This is a genomic window from Pontibaca salina (assembly GCF_016307205.1).
In the GTDB taxonomy this organism is placed as follows: Bacteria; Pseudomonadota; Alphaproteobacteria; order Rhodobacterales; family Rhodobacteraceae; genus Pontibaca; species Pontibaca salina.
Map to the genome: position 1 here is coordinate 135276 of NZ_JAEIJD010000004.1, position 14979 is coordinate 150254.

12 protein-coding genes are annotated in these 14979 nt (G+C 58.8%); 5 read left to right on the forward strand and 7 right to left on the reverse strand.

Features of this window, described 5'->3' with window-relative positions; translation table 11 throughout:
- Window positions 1-5 precede the first annotated feature (5 nt).
- A complete protein-coding gene (locus JAO82_RS07175) occupies window positions 6-1232 on the reverse strand; it encodes an FAD-dependent monooxygenase (protein WP_232897277.1) in 1227 nt (408 codons plus the stop codon).
- A gap of 86 nt (window positions 1233-1318) precedes the next feature.
- Here JAO82_RS07175 and JAO82_RS07180 point away from each other — a divergent pair, with 86 nt between their 5' ends.
- The 3 genes from JAO82_RS07180 to JAO82_RS07190 all read left to right on the forward strand — a co-directional run bounded on the left by JAO82_RS07180 (window position 1319) and on the right by JAO82_RS07190 (window position 6614).
- Window positions 1319-2650 carry an amidase gene (locus tag JAO82_RS07180; protein WP_198685692.1) on the forward strand — a complete coding sequence of 444 codons (1332 nt, stop codon included), beginning with the start codon at window positions 1319-1321 and terminating at the stop codon, window positions 2648-2650.
- A 406-nt stretch (window positions 2651-3056) separates the two neighbouring features.
- Window positions 3057-5939 (forward strand): DNA translocase FtsK, encoded by a 2883-nt coding sequence (locus JAO82_RS07185; RefSeq protein WP_198685693.1) that lies wholly within the window; start codon window positions 3057-3059, stop codon window positions 5937-5939.
- A gap of 78 nt (window positions 5940-6017) precedes the next feature.
- Window positions 6018-6614, forward strand: a complete 597-nt coding sequence (locus JAO82_RS07190) for a LolA family protein (protein ID WP_198685694.1) — start codon at window positions 6018-6020, stop codon at window positions 6612-6614.
- Between the two features lie 48 nt (window positions 6615-6662).
- On the opposite strand, the gene JAO82_RS07195 is transcribed toward JAO82_RS07190, so the two are convergent.
- Window positions 6663-7241 (reverse strand): transglycosylase SLT domain-containing protein, encoded by a 579-nt coding sequence (locus tag JAO82_RS07195; RefSeq protein ID WP_198685695.1) that lies wholly within the window; start codon window positions 7239-7241, stop codon window positions 6663-6665.
- 186 nt (window positions 7242-7427) lie between these two features.
- Here JAO82_RS07195 and hspQ point away from each other — a divergent pair, with 186 nt between their 5' ends.
- Together hspQ and JAO82_RS07205 are read left to right on the forward strand one after the other, a co-directional pair.
- On the forward strand, window positions 7428-7754 hold the full coding sequence (hspQ, locus tag JAO82_RS07200; protein ID WP_198685696.1) for a heat shock protein HspQ: 327 nt from the start codon (window positions 7428-7430) through the stop codon (window positions 7752-7754).
- Window positions 7755-8023: 269 nt separating this feature from the next.
- A complete protein-coding gene (locus JAO82_RS07205; protein WP_198685697.1) occupies window positions 8024-9124 on the forward strand; it encodes a TRAP transporter substrate-binding protein in 1101 nt (366 codons plus the stop codon).
- 80 nt (window positions 9125-9204) lie between these two features.
- On the opposite strand, the gene glnT is transcribed toward JAO82_RS07205, so the two are convergent.
- The 5 genes from glnT to JAO82_RS07230 all read right to left on the reverse strand — a co-directional run bounded on the left by glnT (window position 9205) and on the right by JAO82_RS07230 (window position 14977).
- On the reverse strand, window positions 9205-10560 hold the full coding sequence (glnT, locus tag JAO82_RS07210) for a type III glutamate--ammonia ligase (RefSeq protein ID WP_198685698.1): 1356 nt from the start codon (window positions 10558-10560) through the stop codon (window positions 9205-9207).
- A gap of 106 nt (window positions 10561-10666) precedes the next feature.
- Entirely contained in the window at window positions 10667-12007 is a 1341-nt protein-coding gene (locus tag JAO82_RS07215) for an FMN-binding glutamate synthase family protein (RefSeq protein ID WP_198685699.1), read from the reverse strand.
- 11 nt (window positions 12008-12018) lie between these two features.
- Window positions 12019-12702 (reverse strand): GltB/FmdC/FwdC-like GXGXG domain-containing protein, encoded by a 684-nt coding sequence (locus JAO82_RS07220; protein ID WP_198685700.1) that lies wholly within the window; start codon window positions 12700-12702, stop codon window positions 12019-12021.
- Window position 12703: 1 nt separating this feature from the next.
- Complete coding sequence (locus JAO82_RS07225) at window positions 12704-13600, reverse strand: class II glutamine amidotransferase (RefSeq protein WP_198685701.1); 897 nt, start codon at window positions 13598-13600, stop codon at window positions 12704-12706.
- A gap of 717 nt (window positions 13601-14317) precedes the next feature.
- The gene (locus JAO82_RS07230) at window positions 14318-14977 is read right to left on the reverse strand and encodes a helix-turn-helix domain-containing protein (RefSeq protein ID WP_198685757.1); all 660 of its coding nucleotides are present in this window, start codon (window positions 14975-14977) and stop codon (window positions 14318-14320) included.
- Window positions 14978-14979: the final 2 nt, after the last annotated feature.

A 14979-nucleotide genomic window follows, 5' to 3' on the forward strand; every position in this document is an offset into this window, starting at 1 on the left:
CGCTTCTAGATCGTTTTGCCCTGCATCAGGCGGGGCAGGTCACCGGTCAGGCCCGCCGCTTCGCGGATAAACGCACGGCGTGCGGGTGGCAGGGCATTGACCAGTCCAAGACCCAGTTCGCGCCCCGCGCGTAGCAATGGATTATCATTCGAAAACAGGTGATTGAACATGTCTGTCGCGGTCACCAGCGTCGCCATGTCGAAGCGTCGCCACTGCTGATAGCGTTCCAGTACCTGTATTGATCCGATATCCTCACCGCGTCGTGCTGCCAGAATGACCGTTTCCGCAAGGGCTGCAACATCGCGCAATCCGGCGTTCAATCCTTGACCGGCGATCGGATGGATCCCATGTGCGGCATCCCCGACAAGCGCGAGGCGCTCGGCGATTAGCGCGTTGGCGACAGTCAGGTTGAGCGGATAGGTAAAACGCTTCCCCTCCAGCCCGAGCTCGCCCAGAAAATCGCCGAACCTGGGGCGCAGAACCTCAAGGTAGTTGTGGTCATCCAATGCGTTGATCTGCTGCGCCAACTCGGTCTTTTCGGCCCAGACAATCAGTGAGCGATTGCCGGTCAGAGGCAAAATAGCCAACGGCCCCGGCGGCATAAAGAACTGATGCGCGACGCCGTGATGCGGCTTCTCGTGGGTGATTGCGCAAACCAGCGCGGTCTGGCCGTAATCCCGGCCAGACCGCTTGATCCCCGCGCGGGTTGCCGTGCCGCTGGTGCGTCCGTCGCAGCCAGCCAGAAGGTCGCCGGTGATTTCAATGCCATCCTCCAGCGTGACAGAAACTCCACTGGGTGACACGGTTTGCGCCACCACTGACTGCCCATCGAGCAGCGTAATTGCATCATTTTCTGCCATCGCGTCGATCAGGGCACGGCGTAAATAGCGGTCTTCGACCATATATCCCATCGGACCTTCTTCGATCTCGGCATGGTCAAAGTGCATCCAGAACGGCGATGGGCCGCGTCCTGCATGACCATCTGTGACCTTGATCTCAAGCATCGGCTGGGCGTGGTCATTGATCCGTGCCCAAATGCCGATGGCAGAGAGCAACCGTTGCGATGCCAAGGCCAGCGCATAGGCGCGGCCGTCAAACTCATCTGCTTGGCGCACATCCTGCGGCAAGGCGTCGATCACGGTGACGCGCTTTCCGCCTTGCGCCAGAGCAAGCGCCAAGGCCGGACCGTTCAGTCCGCCGCCAACAATAAGGACATGGGGTTGTTCTGTCATGCTCTGCAATATGATCGTGTGTTCGGGATTGTCCATGTGGGGTGCGGTCGCTACCGTCAAGAGCGCAGAGCAAAAACGAGGGCAATATGCAAGATTGGCTGAGGATGAGTGCAGGGGATCTGGGGCGCGACATCGCGGCGGGCCGGATCGATCCGCTGGACCTGACCCGCGGTTTTCTCGCTGCGATTGACGGGCATCCTATGCGCGACCGGATCTATGCGCGCGTCACGCCCGAGCGCGCCTTGGCCGAGGCCGGTGCCGCCCAAGAGCGTGCCCGTGCCGGGCGGCGTCTGTCCTTGCTGGATGGGGTGCCGATCAGCTGGAAGGATTCCTTTGACACCGGCGGCATCGCGACCGAAGCCGGGTCAGGCCTGCTGAAAGGGCGGGTACCGGAGCAAGACGCCGTAGTGTTGCGCAACGCCACTGCGATGGGAACAATCTGTCTGGGCAAGACCCATATGAGCGAGTTGGCCTTTTCCGGGCTAGGCTATAACCCCTCGACTGCAACCCCACCCAATATCACCGATGCGGAGGCTGCACCGGGGGGGTCGTCCTCGGGCGCCGCGGCGTCGGTGGCTTTCGATCTTGCGGCTTGCGCGGTCGGTTCGGATACCGGCGGTTCGGTCCGGGTGCCGGCGGCGTGGAATGATCTGATCGGCTTGAAAACCACGTCGGGGCGGTTGGATCTGGGCGGCGTGGTGCCGCTATGTCTGAAATTCGATACGATCGGCCCGCTTACCCGCACCGTCGAGGACGCCGCGTTGATGCTCGCTGTTTTGGAGGGGAGTAATTGCCCAGCCGATCTGCGCGGAAGCAGTCTGAAGGGGCGGCATCTGGCGATTTTGCAAACCGTTGCGCTGGACGACATCCGAGAGGCACCGCGCACCGCTTTTGACAAAGCCGTGGACCGGCTGGCCGATGCTGGGGCGGTAGTGACGAACGTCGCCCTGCCGGCACTTGACGAGGCGATGGAACTCAGCGGGGCTCTCTATACCGCTGAAGCCTATGGCCTGTGGCGCGACAAGATCGAAGCCAATCCCGATGCCATGTTCCCCTCTATTCGCGACCGATTCCGGCAGGGCAGGGGGACCGCGGGGGCGGATTATGTTGCCGGATGGGCGGCGCTGGAAGCCGCGCGCACAGCATGGGGCCGTGCCACCGCCGGATTCGATGCGGTGCTGTGCCCGACCGCGCCCAATTTGCCGCCAAATCTAGAAAGGTTAAGAACCGATAACGAGTATTACATTTCTGAGAATCTGTTGACCCTGCGCAACACTCGGATCGGCAATCTGATGGGGGTAACCGCCCTAACTCTGCCCACGGCCACGCCCGGCTGCGGCATAACGCTTATGGCACGGCCTTTTGGCGAAACAGCACTGCTACGCCTCGGCGCAGCGGCCGAACAGGCCTTGGCCTGAAAACCACAATTACAACGTGTTACGCCGCTTTGTCTGGACGCCCGTGCGCGCGATCTGTACCTTAGAAGGCAACGGGACGCCAATGATCCTGATTTTGAGGCAAATCGATGAAGTTTCCCGAGCGGTTTTCAAGCCCACGGATTATGCATTTCTGTGCTCGCGCGCACAGACTGATGTTGCGCCGCCAAAGCCGTTGCCACAGGCAGCGACACAGATTCACATGGAAGCTGGGAATAGCGCAGCAAAGTGACGTGCGGGCTGTGATCCGAGCCTGATCCACGTAAAATGCGACGGGCGCGAACCCGGTGCGGGAACTATAAGGGCTGCGATGATGGCCCAAAAAAGACGACATGCAGCGCCGGGCAAGTGGCCTGACGACTGCTTGCATAACTGAGGACCGATTATAATGGCATATCATTCACGCAGCCGCGATCCACTGCTGGACAGCAACATGCAGGAAGCCATCGAAAAGCGCGGCAAGGAATTGCTGGGTATCGTGCTGCTATGTCTTGGCGTAGCGGCAGCCGCAATGATCGGTTCCTATACGCCGGAAGATCCGAACTGGATGGTGTCGACAGATGCTCCGGTACAGAACTGGCTGGGTCGGACGGGCGCATCGATTGCCGCGCCTCTGTTCATGGTCGTGGGCTGGGGGTCGTGGGCAATCGCTCTGGTTCTTGTCGCTTGGGGTCTGCGTTTTGCGTTGCACCGGAGCGAAGAGCGCGCCGTCGCACGGGTGATCTTTGCGCCAATAATGGTCGCCGTTGCGGCTGTCTATGCTGCGACCCTGGTGCCGGGCGCGGACTGGAGCGCGACGCATAGTTATGGTCTGGGCGGGCTGTTTGGCGACACGGTTTTGGGCGCGTTGCTGACGCTTCTGCCGGTCAGCTCGCATTTCGCGATCAAGGTGTTGTCTTTGCTTTTGGCCGTGGGGATGCTCGGCTTGGGGGCGTTTGTACTGGGCTTTACCCGACCAGAATTGGCGCGCGGCGCGCGGATGGTCCTGATTGGTATTATCATGAGTTACGGCGCGCTGATGGTTCTGTTGGGGCGCAGCGCCAGCGCCGCCATGACCGCTGCACGTAATCGGCAGGCGCAACTTGCCCAAAAGCGCAGCGAAGCCCGCGAGGCGCGCGCCCAAGCACAGGCATCCGCGCCTGAGGCCGTCGCGTCCGGTCTTATTATGTCGTCGCCGGAAGATGATTTCGACCCAATCGAAACGGACTGGCCTGAGCCCGCTGAACAGGCCGACGAGCGCGGGAATTTCCTATCGCGCATGCCATCGTTTATTCGCCGCCCTGATGTGTCGCCAGACCCCGATCGGGTCGATTCTAATCCGAGCGATCGATATGACGAGATTCCTGCTGATGACCGCATCAGTGCCCGGATTGCCGATGTCATAAGATCGCGCCGTCAGGCGGAACTGCCGCCCGAACCCGACCCGAACCTGCCTCTGACCAAGGGGCGTGGGCGGCGACCCGATCCGCTGTTGCTGGACACCCGTGGCCCAATGGCGTTGCCGCCGGAACCGCCGGTGGTCGGCGGGCAGCCGCAGACCGCACCATTACCAATGATGGCTGGGGATGATGACGTGCCTCAGGCCGATGCGCCCGAAGCTCAGCCGCTGCCAATTACCCCGACCGCACCCGAAGCAGCCCGTGTCCCGGCCACCGAGCCGCGCAAAGTGGTTGACAACCCGGTACGCCAACCCCTGCCGGCTGCTAGCGCAGGGCAGGCCGGGGGGCGACCGGTGCGGAAATTTGACGGGTCGGCCAGTGATTACGAGCTGCCGCCACTTGGTCTGCTGACCAATCCGGCCAGTATCCCCCGCCTTCACCTGAGCGACGAGGCGCTTGAGGAAAACGCGCGGATGCTGGAATCGGTGCTGGACGACTATGGGGTCAAGGGCGAGATCGTCAGCGTTCGGCCCGGCCCGGTCGTGACCATGTACGAACTGGAACCGGCGCCGGGCCTTAAGGCGAGCCGCGTGATCGGGTTGGCAGATGACATTGCGCGCAGCATGTCGGCGCTGTCGGCGCGGGTTTCAACCGTGCCGGGGCGCTCGGTCATCGGGATCGAGCTGCCCAATGACAGCCGCGAAAAAGTGGTGCTGCGCGAGATCCTGTCATGCCGGGAATTCGGCGACAGCAATCTTAGCCTGCCGCTGGCGCTAGGCAAGGATATTGGCGGCGATTCGGTGGTCGCCAACCTGTCCAAAATGCCTCACCTACTGATCGCTGGGACCACCGGTTCGGGGAAGTCGGTGGCGATCAACACCATGATCCTGAGCCTGCTTTACAAGCTGACACCCGAGGAATGCCGCCTGATCATGATCGACCCCAAGATGCTGGAATTGTCGGTCTATGATGGTATCCCGCATCTGCTGTCCCCCGTTGTCACCGACCCGAAAAAGGCGGTCGTCGCCCTGAAATGGGTGGTGGGCGAAATGGAGGACCGTTATCGCAAGATGTCCAAGATGGGCGTGCGCAACATCCACGGATATAACGGCCGGGTTAAAGAGGCGCTGGATAAGGGCGAGATGTTCAGCCGCACGGTGCAGACCGGATTCGATGATGAAACCGGCGATCCGGTCTTCGAGACCGAGGAATTCGCCCCCGAAGCGATGCCGTTCATTGTCGTAATCGTGGACGAGATGGCCGACCTGATGATGGTCGCCGGCAAGGAGATCGAGGCCTGCATCCAGCGACTCGCCCAGATGGCGCGGGCCAGCGGGATCCACATGATCATGGCCACGCAGCGCCCCAGTGTCGATGTCATCACCGGGACGATCAAGGCGAACTTTCCCACAAGGATCAGTTTTCAGGTGACGTCGAAGATCGACAGCCGCACGATTCTTGGCGAAATGGGGGCCGAGCAGCTTTTGGGTATGGGTGACATGCTCTACATGGCCGGTGGCGGGCGTATCATGCGCTGCCATGGTCCCTTTGTCAGCGATGAAGAGGTCGAGGAAGTCGTCAATCACCTCAAGGCGTTTGGCCCGCCCGAATATGTGACCACGGTTCTGGATGGCCCGTCGGAAGATCGTGAAAGCGATATCGATCAGGTTCTCGGGCTTGGTGGCAATACCGACGGCGAAGATGCGCTCTATGACACAGCGGTGCAGATCGTCATCAAGGATCGCCGCTGCTCGACATCCTATATCCAGCGCAAGCTGGCAATCGGTTATAACAAGGCGGCGCGCTTGGTCGAACAGATGGAGGAGGAAGGCTTGGTCACTCCCGCCGACCATGTCGGCCGACGCGAAATTCTGGTGCCGGAACAGCATTGAGCCGGCACACGAAAATTTGCACGCGGCAAGGGCAGGTGGACTATTCCCCTTTGAATGGTCCACCCCTATCTTTGGGCCATGAAAAAGCTTGTCCTTGCCGCCGCTCTGATCCTCTCTGCGCCCTCTGCATGGGCCGAAGGGAAGCTCTCCCTCTCCGAAATATCGCAATATCTTAACGGTATGACCACCGCGCAAGCGCCGTTCACCCAAATCAATGACGACGGATCGCTGTCTACTGGAAAACTTTATATACACCGCCCCGGTCGCATGCGGTTTCAGTATGAAAAACCCAACAACGCCGTGGTGATGGCCGGCGGGGGTACGGTTGTGATTCAGGACCCGAAATCGAATCAGCCCCCTGAAAGCTATCCGCTCAAACGCACACCGCTATCGATAATTCTACAACGTAATGTGGATCTGGGTCGCGCCAACATGGTCGTCGGGCACAGTTACGATGGCACTAGTACGATTGTAACCGCTCAGGACCCCGAACACCCAGATTACGGCAATATCGAACTGATGTTTACCGGCAATCCTGTGGAGTTGCGCAAATGGGTTATCAATGACAGCTCGGGCACTTCAACCACGGTGATATTGGGCGTGTTGGAAACCGATATGCGCCTGAACTCGAACCTCTTCACCCCGCCGCACGCAGGATCGTCCGGAGGGCGCTGAGCGCGCCCGCCAAGCCAATAGTGGAAAAGCCTTGTGATGGTGCCAGTATCACCGGCATGCGGCAAGTTGTCTGGCATACATCGCTGCGCGCGCTTCTACTTGGCCCGAGGTACGTACAAGCCAGCTTTTGCTCTGATAACTTCTACGGGCATAGCCGGTATGCCCTTCATGGTAGGCGAGATATTGATTGCGCGCGTCATGGAGCGGGATGCCGTTGCGTTGACGTGACTTGACCATATACCAGCCGATGAAATCCGCCGCGTCATTGATCCGGTCGCGTTTGGCGCGTCGTTTGCCGGTATCGGCGCGATAATCGTCCCATGTTCCGTCCAGCGCCTGACTATAGCCATAGGCGCTGCTTTGTCGTCCCATAGGCAGAATACCCAGCACGTAACGGAAAGGAGTGCGCGCATTTCCGCGGAAACTGCTTTCCTGATAGATCGTCGCCATTTGGACGTGTACCGGAACGCCCCATTTACGCTCGGTGGCCTTGAATGCGCGCATGTATTTCGGACGCTCTTTGGCGATGCTGCATGCATCGTTGATATTGCCCGGCGGCGCGCTGTGTCGAGCCCCGCAGGATGCCAGTAAGACAGCCAATGTCATGGCCCAAAGAAATCTGCTCATTTGCCTCGTGCCTTTTTTGGTAAAACCATACAGCATCTGGCCCTGTGTTGAAATCTGAATTTCCGACAGCTCACTCTGCTCCGCTGTTAGGACAAAGTTTTCGGACCGCTTTTGTACCACACACCCTGCTATAATTGACAATAGACCCTTGATACCGCGAAAATCGGAGGCTAGAGGCACCGGGAAATGCTTAGGTCATGCGCGAAATACAGCTTGGGACAAGTCGTCCGTCACAAACAACACTCCTTTCGGGGTGTAGTTTTCGACGTCGATCCTGAGTTTTCCAACTCCGATGATTGGTACGAATCCATTCCCGAGGACATCCGTCCCGTGAAGGATCAGCCATTCTATCACCTGCTCGCGGAAAACGATCAAAGTTATTATATCGCCTATGTATCCGAGCAAAACCTGATGGCGGATCATTCGGGCGAACCAGTGGATCATCCGGACGTGCCCGAAATGTTCGGCGCGTTGCAGGACGGTATTTATGCCATTCAGTTCCAGATGAACTGATCTGTTCGGCCGCGCAGGCCAGCGGACTTTCTAGCGACACTCGTTCAGACGTAAGGTAACGCAGAGCCGACGGCCGGGTTCGCCTCTCAGGGAATCGGGCTGCTGCATTTGCCAAGGGCAATGGCTGCGACACATCTATCGCCAGTGGGACCAGTGCCTTTAAAAAGGGGCAGGCGGGCGCGTCGTGGCTTTTATCCACAAAACTGGAAGGTTATGCTTTACCCTATATTTGCTCACCGGCAATGATCAAAACAGCAAGGGAGAAAAGTATGGATCGTCGCGGTTTTCTGAAGGGGGCCACGCTGGGCGGGGCTGCGGTTTCGGCGACCTCGCTGGCGGCACCTGCCGTCGCCCAAGGCAAGATGACTTGGCGCATGGTGACGACCTGGCCCAAGAACTTTCCCGGACTAGGGGTCAGTGCGCAACGCCTCGCCGACCGCATCACTGCCGCCAGCGACGGACAATTAACGATCAAGCTGTTCTCTGCCGGAGAGCTGGTGCCGGCGCTGCAATCGCTTGATGCGGTCATCGACGGCTCGGCCGAGATGAGCCACGGAGCGGCCTATTACTGGCAGAACAAATCACCCGCGCTCAATTTTTTTACCGGCGTGCCCTATGGTATGACCGAACGAGAATTGACGGCCTGGATCCGCTTCATGGGCGGGCAGGAAATCTGGGACGAGATCTATGATCAGTTCGGAGTTCAAGGATTTCTGGCGGGCAATACCGGTATTCAGACGGGTGGTTGGTTCAAACAAGAACTGACCGGCCTTGAAGATGTTCAGGGTATGCGATTCAGAACCCCCGGATTGGGCGGGCAGGTTTGGCAGAAAATTGGAGCCTCGGTCAGTAACATGGCTGCTGGCGACCTGTTTCAGGCGTTGCAGAACGGCACGCTGGATGCGATTGAATTCGTTGGACCTTATAACGATCTCGCACTCGGTTTCTATCAGGTGTGCAAACATTACTACACGTCTTCCTTCATCGAGCCGGGGCTTGCGCCTGAGGTTGTGGTGGACAAGGCCAAGTATCAGGCATTGCCCGCGAACCTGCAGGCGATCATTCGCGATTGTGCCCAGGCGGAATACGATAACATGACCGCCGATATCTTTGCGAATGATCCCCGGGCATTGCAGACATTGGTGAACGACCACGGCGTCATTACCCACCCGAAATTTCCGGATGATATTCTCGAGGCCGGGGCCAAAGCCGCCGAAGAGGTTTTGGGCGAGTTGCGCGATAGCGGCGATCCGTTGGTCCAGAAAACTGTTGCCAGCTTTACGGACGCGCTGAACCTTCTGCGGACCCGGACTGAAGGCACCGACCTGTCCTTTATTCAGGCCCGGGACAAATACTTCAAGTTCGGCTGAAAAGCCGAGGGGAACGAGAAAGTCAAAAGGCCCGTGGCAATCGCCACGGGCCTTTCCTGTTCGCTTGCCTTGCGGAAGTATCAGCAGTCGAGCGTGCGCTCGCGCTCCCACTCGGTGAAGTGGTTGCTGTACTCGTCCCACTCTTCGTGCTTTTTGTTCAGGAACGCGCGTGCGAAGTCTTCGCCCAGCGTCTTTACCAATGCCTCATCGGCTTCGAAGAGACGCAAGGCATCCAGCAGGTTCCGCGGCAATTGCGGTGTGCCGGCTGGGATTTTGTCAAGCTCGGTATACATGTTGATATCCAGCGCCTGACCCGGATCAGCTTTGGTGCGGATCCCGTTGAGGCCGGCAGCCATCATCACCGCTGGCAGCAGATAGGGGTTCACCGCACCGTCGGGCAGACGGTTTTCCATGCGCCCATCACCCGGAAGGCGGAGCAGGTGCGTGCGGTTGTCACCCGACCAAGTCACATAGTTCGGTGCCCAGGTCGATCCGGTCGCGGTGCTGCGCAGGCCGATGCGTTTGTAGCTGTTGACCGTCGGGCAGGCGATAACCGTCGAGGCCGCCCCGTGGCGCAGGATGCCGCCTAGGAAATTCCCGCCGATCTCGGACAGGCCATGCTGTCCTGCCGGCGTATCACCCGAGCCCGCGAACAGGTTGTTCTTGGGGGTGCCGGTAGAATCCCACGCTGACATGTGAATGTGCAGGCCGTTGCCGGTCAGTTCTGGCAGCGGCTTGGGCATGAAGCTGGCGCGCATGCCGTTCTTCTCGGCGACGTATTTGATCATGAACTTGAAGAAGCTGAGCTGGTCGGACATCTTCAACACATCGTCGAAGTCCCAGTTCATTTCCCACTGGCCGTTGGCGTCTTCATGGTCGTTCTGGTAGCAGCCCCAGCCCAGTTCCTGCATGTATTCGCTGACTTCGCGGATGATGTGATAGTTCCGCATGATCGCCTGCTGGTGATAACAGGGTTTCACATCATTATCGAACTCATCCGCAAGCGCCTTGCCGTCGGGTGTCAGCAGCGAGAACTCGGGTTCCACTCCGGTTTTGAAGTAAAGTCCCAGTTCGGCCGCGTCGTCCATCTGCTTGCGCAATACGTTGCGCGGGGCCTGCATGAAATATTCGCCATACATGACGGGGTTGCCCGGAACCCAGGCGATTTCCGGCTGCCACGGGATCTGGATCGCCGCGTCGGCGTCGGGAAGCACCGTCATATCGGGTTCGGACGGTTCTGTGTCAAAGCCAGCGGCAAAAGGGGCAAAGCCAGCGCCGTTGCGCTGGACGCGGCCGATCGCGCGGATCGGCACCAGCTTATTGCGCTGCGTGCCGTGCATGTCGGTGAAGTTGACCATGTAGTATTTGACGCCGCGTTCGCGGCCCCACTCTTCAAGGTCGATTGCTGATTCCTGAACTAGTTGATCTTTCGCCATGGCCAAAATTCGCTCCCTATTTGGTATGGTGTCAGTAAAGTTGGTATGCTTTCGTAGCATCAAACAAAAAGCGCGGCACCCAGAATGGATGCCGCGCCATGATTATTTAGAACTTGTCCTTGCCGGGGTACCAGTCCGTACCTGCCAGCGGCACCTGCGCCATTGCGGCGGCTTCCATGGTCAGAGCCACCATGTCCTCGGGTTCGAGGTTGTGGAGGTGGTTCTTGCCGCATGCTCGTGCCAGCGTCTGCGCTTCCAGCGTCAGCACTTTGAGATAGTTCCGCAGACGACGCCCGCCTTCGACAGGGTCAAACCGGCTCATCAACTCGGGGTCTTGCGTGGTGATACCCGCAGGATCGAGACCTTCGTGCCAGTCGTCATAGGCGCCCGCAGTCGTGCCAAGCTTGTTGTACTCGGCTTCCCACTTCGGGTCGTTGTCGCCAAGCGCGATCAACGCGGCAGTACCGATCGCCACAGCGTCGGCACCCAGTGCCATCGCCTTGGCCACGTCGGCGCCCGAACGGATACCGCCCGATACGATCAGCTGGACCTTGCGGTGCATGTCCATCTCTTGCAGCGCCCGAACCGCCGGGCGAATGCAGGAAAGGGTGGGCAGGCCAACATGTTCAATGAACACGTCTTGCGTTGCGGCGGTGCCGCCCTGCATACCGTCAAGCACGATCACATCCGCACCGGCCTTTACCGCCAGCTTGGTGTCAAAGTAAGGACGTGTACCGGCGATCTTAATATAGATCGGAACCTTCCAGTCGGTCAACTCGCGGATCTCGAGCACCTTGATTTCCAGATCATCCGGGCCAGTCCAGTCAGGGTGGCGGCAGGACGACCGCTGGTCGATGCCTTTGGGCAGGTTGCGCATCTGGGCCACGCGATCCGAGATCTTCTGACCCAGCAGCATTCCACCACCGCCCGGCTTTGCGCCTTGGCCAACGACGATTTCAATCGCATCGGCCTTGCGCAAGTCGTCTGGATTCATCCCATAACGCGATGGCAGCACCTGATAAACCAGCTTGGAGGAGTGTCCGCGCTCTTCAGGCGTCATCCCGCCGTCGCCGGTTGTGGTCGACGTGCCAGCCGCGTTGGCGCCACGGCCTAGGGCTTCTTTCGCGGCCCCGGACAGGGCGCCAAAGCTCATACCAGCGATGGTGATCGGGATATCGATCTCGATCGGGTTCTTGGCAAACCGTGTCCCAAGGACAACGTTGGTATCACATTTTTCGCGATAGCCTTCCAGCGCGTAGCGCGAGATCGACGCACCCAAGAAGAGCAGATCGTCAAAGCTCGGCACCTTGCGCTTGGCACCGCCGCCGCGAATATCGTAGATACCGGTTGCCGCCGCGCGACGGATGTCGCTGTTGGCGTCCAGTGTATAAGTGGCGGACTGGCGTGGCGTAGTGTGCGGAATGCCCTTAGAATCGTAATCTTTCATGGTCATGATCCTCAGTATGCTGACGCGTTATCGACGTCGAAGTTGTAGAGTTTACGCGCCGAACCATAGCGGGTGAATTCCTCGGGCTTTGCATCGGCACCTGTGCGTTCCAGGATGTCCTTGAGGAATTCGATATGTTCGGGACGCATTTCCTTCTTCTCGCAGTCCGCTCCAAGGCTTTTAACCTCGCCGCGCACAAAGAAGCGCGCTTCATAGCAGCTGTCACCAAGGGCTTCGCCGGCATCGCCCAGTACGACCAGATTGCCCGACTGACCCATGAATGCCGCCATGTGTCCGATGCTGCCATGGACGACGATATCCACGCCTTTCATCGAAATACCGGTACGCGCGCTGGCGTTGCCCTTGATGTTGAGCAGTCCGCCATGCGCAGTCGCTCCGGCGTTCTGGCTGGCGTCACCGTCGACAGTGATGGTGCCCGAGATCATGTTCTCGCCAAGGCCCGGACCAGCCGAACCCTTGATGTGAACATCGGCCTGCTTGTTCATGCTGGCGCAGAAATACCCGGCGGACCCGTCGATCGTGATATCCATCGGAGAGTCGATCCCGGCCGCGATTGCATGGGCACCTTTGGGGTTGAGAACTGTCCACTTTGTCTTTTCGGTGGTTCCGATCAGATCGTGGAGGGACTGGTTCAAGCTGCGAAGGCTTTGAGTTTCAAGGTCTACTGTGTTCATCTTAATGATTCCAGAAATAAACGGTTGCAGGCTCCGGCTCCCAGACGCGGGCGTTGTCGATACCGGGGAGGTCTACGAACGCGCGATACTCGCTGGCGAATGCGACATACTGATCGGTTTCAGCCATCACAGCAGGTTTCGTCGCGATCGGGTCACGGACGACACCAAAGCCATCTTTCGTGCCGACGACGAAGTTAAAGAAGCCGTCGATATCGTCGATGGTGCTTTCCAGCGCTTCGCCCAGCGTGCTGCCGGTTTTCATTTTCCAGCTGACATATGCGGCACCGACTTCGGTGTCGTTTTCGGTGTTGATGACCATGCCTTCACGGCGCAGCTGGCGGCGCATTCTGTTGTGGTTCGACAGCGAGCCGTTGTGCACCAGGCACTGATCATCACCGGTCGAGAACGGGTGCGCACTCAGGGTCGAAACACCTGACTCGGTGGCCATGCGGGTGTGCCCGATTGCGTGAGTGCCGCCCATTTTTTCGACAGCAAAGCGCGCCGCCACGTCCTTGGGCAGGCCAACTTCCTTGTAGATCTCGATGGTTTCGCCGACGCTCATGATGCGAACGTCCGGACGAATTTTGCTCAGGGCGTCCCGCGCCAGGTCGATCTTGTCGCTTGGCACGGAAAGCACCGCGTGCGTATCATTCCGCTCGGAAGTCACTGTCGCACCGATCGCGTTGCCCAGATCAGCATCGATAGTTGCGAAATCTTCGTCAGCGTTTTCCGACTGAAGGGTCAGTTTCGACGCATCACCACCGCCATTGCGGTAGATCGCGATACCCGCACTGTCCGGGCCACGTTCAGTCATTGTGACCAGCATTTCGGTCAGCAACTCGCCCAAACGCGGCTCGAGCGATTTATCCTTTAGGAATAGTCCAACGATCCCACACATCGCATAGATCCTTTTTTGAGAACTGTCGATTCGCAGGCTAGCGAATTCAATTTCACAATTCAACTGGCAAGAATATTATTTTCACCAGAGGATCGAACTGCATCCCGTTGCATCCAGTGCGGGCGTGGAAACCGCGCCTTAAAAACACTGCTTTTGCTTGGGTTGGCAGGGCTGGTTTGCACTGGGGACGACGGCGAAATTCGCGGCTAGCGCCATATATGGCAGGCTGCGCGCCGCGTGTTGGGGCAGGGTCAAGCCGCCGCTGAAACTGAAATCTTTCAATATATTGTCGAAGAGGCTGCCTCTTGCCGGCTGCGTTGCCTGGCAGGAAACTTGTGCTGCGGCGCTGCGCTTAAGCGCGCTGAGAGGTTCGCAATTTGCGGAGCGCTCCCCTCTGCCAAGGGGCAGGGATGTATTGCTATGGAGGGATGGGCATAGCCCAGACACCTGCGGAAATAGCCCCCTACGGCAGGGGACGATGCGCCACAAAAGCACCCCGCTGGTGCCCGCAGAGAGGCCGTAGCCAAAGTGGCCGCCTATAGGTCGTGGTCCGGCACTATGTGATTCGAAATCTCACCGAGCGGCTGTGAAATGTCTGTGACGACACCAAGCGCTCGAATATCTGGTGCTAGTCAAGGGAGGTCTGCCCAGACCTACGGAGATCGGGTCTGACGAGAAGCCAGAGCAGGTCGAATCGGTCTGGCCGAAAACTTGCGCTTAGCTCGCCTGCGGATAAGCGATGATTGAAAGATAACGGATCGGGAGCTTGATAAGCTCCTCTGGCCCGTGGGGCGCATCGGCGTCGAAAAATAGGGTATCGCCGGTTTCCAGAAAGTAGACGACGTTTCCGTGTCGGTAACCCAGCTCGCCCTCCAGCATATAAATCGTCTCGATCCCGTCATGCTGAAACGTCGGGAATGTATCCGAAGTTTCCGACAACGTGATCAAATAGGGTTCTACGACTACACCGCTGGCGTTTGATCCGATATGTCCAAGCAGATTATATTGATGCCCCGCCCGTGTTCCGCGCCGTTCGGTTTCTGCGCCTTCGCCAGCCTTGGTGAGCATGGCACCGCGTGTCTCCTCGAAACCTCGCAGAAATGCTGTTAGTGGCACGCTCAACGCATGGGACAGAGCTTGGAGGGTGGTCAGAGACGGCGACGTGTTGCCGTTTTCGATTTTGGAGAGCATACCGATGGACAAACCGGTGGCCTCGGCTAAGGCGAACACGGTCATCTTTTGCTGGCGGCGATGGGCTCGCACCTCTTTACCGATCGCGACCTCAAGCACTTTTTCGCGACTGCTGGCGACTTTGTGTGGGTCCTGACTTAATATCTTGCGGCCTGACTTGAGATCGCGCTTAGCCGTTTTGGGCATGA

Coding starts and splice junctions, on each gene's coding strand:
- JAO82_RS07175 (WP_232897277.1), bottom strand. CDS start 1,232: ATGACAGAACAACCCCATGTCCTTATTGTTGGCGGCGGACTGAACGGT.
- JAO82_RS07180 (WP_198685692.1), top strand. CDS start 1,319: ATGCAAGATTGGCTGAGGATGAGTGCAGGGGATCTGGGGCGCGACATC.
- JAO82_RS07185 (WP_198685693.1), top strand. CDS start 3,057: ATGGCATATCATTCACGCAGCCGCGATCCACTGCTGGACAGCAACATG.
- JAO82_RS07190 (WP_198685694.1), top strand. CDS start 6,018: ATGAAAAAGCTTGTCCTTGCCGCCGCTCTGATCCTCTCTGCGCCCTCT.
- JAO82_RS07195 (WP_198685695.1), bottom strand. CDS start 7,241: ATGAGCAGATTTCTTTGGGCCATGACATTGGCTGTCTTACTGGCATCC.
- hspQ (WP_198685696.1), top strand. CDS start 7,428: ATGCTTAGGTCATGCGCGAAATACAGCTTGGGACAAGTCGTCCGTCAC.
- JAO82_RS07205 (WP_198685697.1), top strand. CDS start 8,024: ATGGATCGTCGCGGTTTTCTGAAGGGGGCCACGCTGGGCGGGGCTGCG.
- glnT (WP_198685698.1), bottom strand. CDS start 10,560: ATGGCGAAAGATCAACTAGTTCAGGAATCAGCAATCGACCTTGAAGAG.
- JAO82_RS07215 (WP_198685699.1), bottom strand. CDS start 12,007: ATGAAAGATTACGATTCTAAGGGCATTCCGCACACTACGCCACGCCAG.
- JAO82_RS07220 (WP_198685700.1), bottom strand. CDS start 12,702: ATGAACACAGTAGACCTTGAAACTCAAAGCCTTCGCAGCTTGAACCAG.
- JAO82_RS07225 (WP_198685701.1), bottom strand. CDS start 13,600: ATGTGTGGGATCGTTGGACTATTCCTAAAGGATAAATCGCTCGAGCCG.
- JAO82_RS07230 (WP_198685757.1), bottom strand. CDS start 14,977: ATGCCCAAAACGGCTAAGCGCGATCTCAAGTCAGGCCGCAAGATATTA.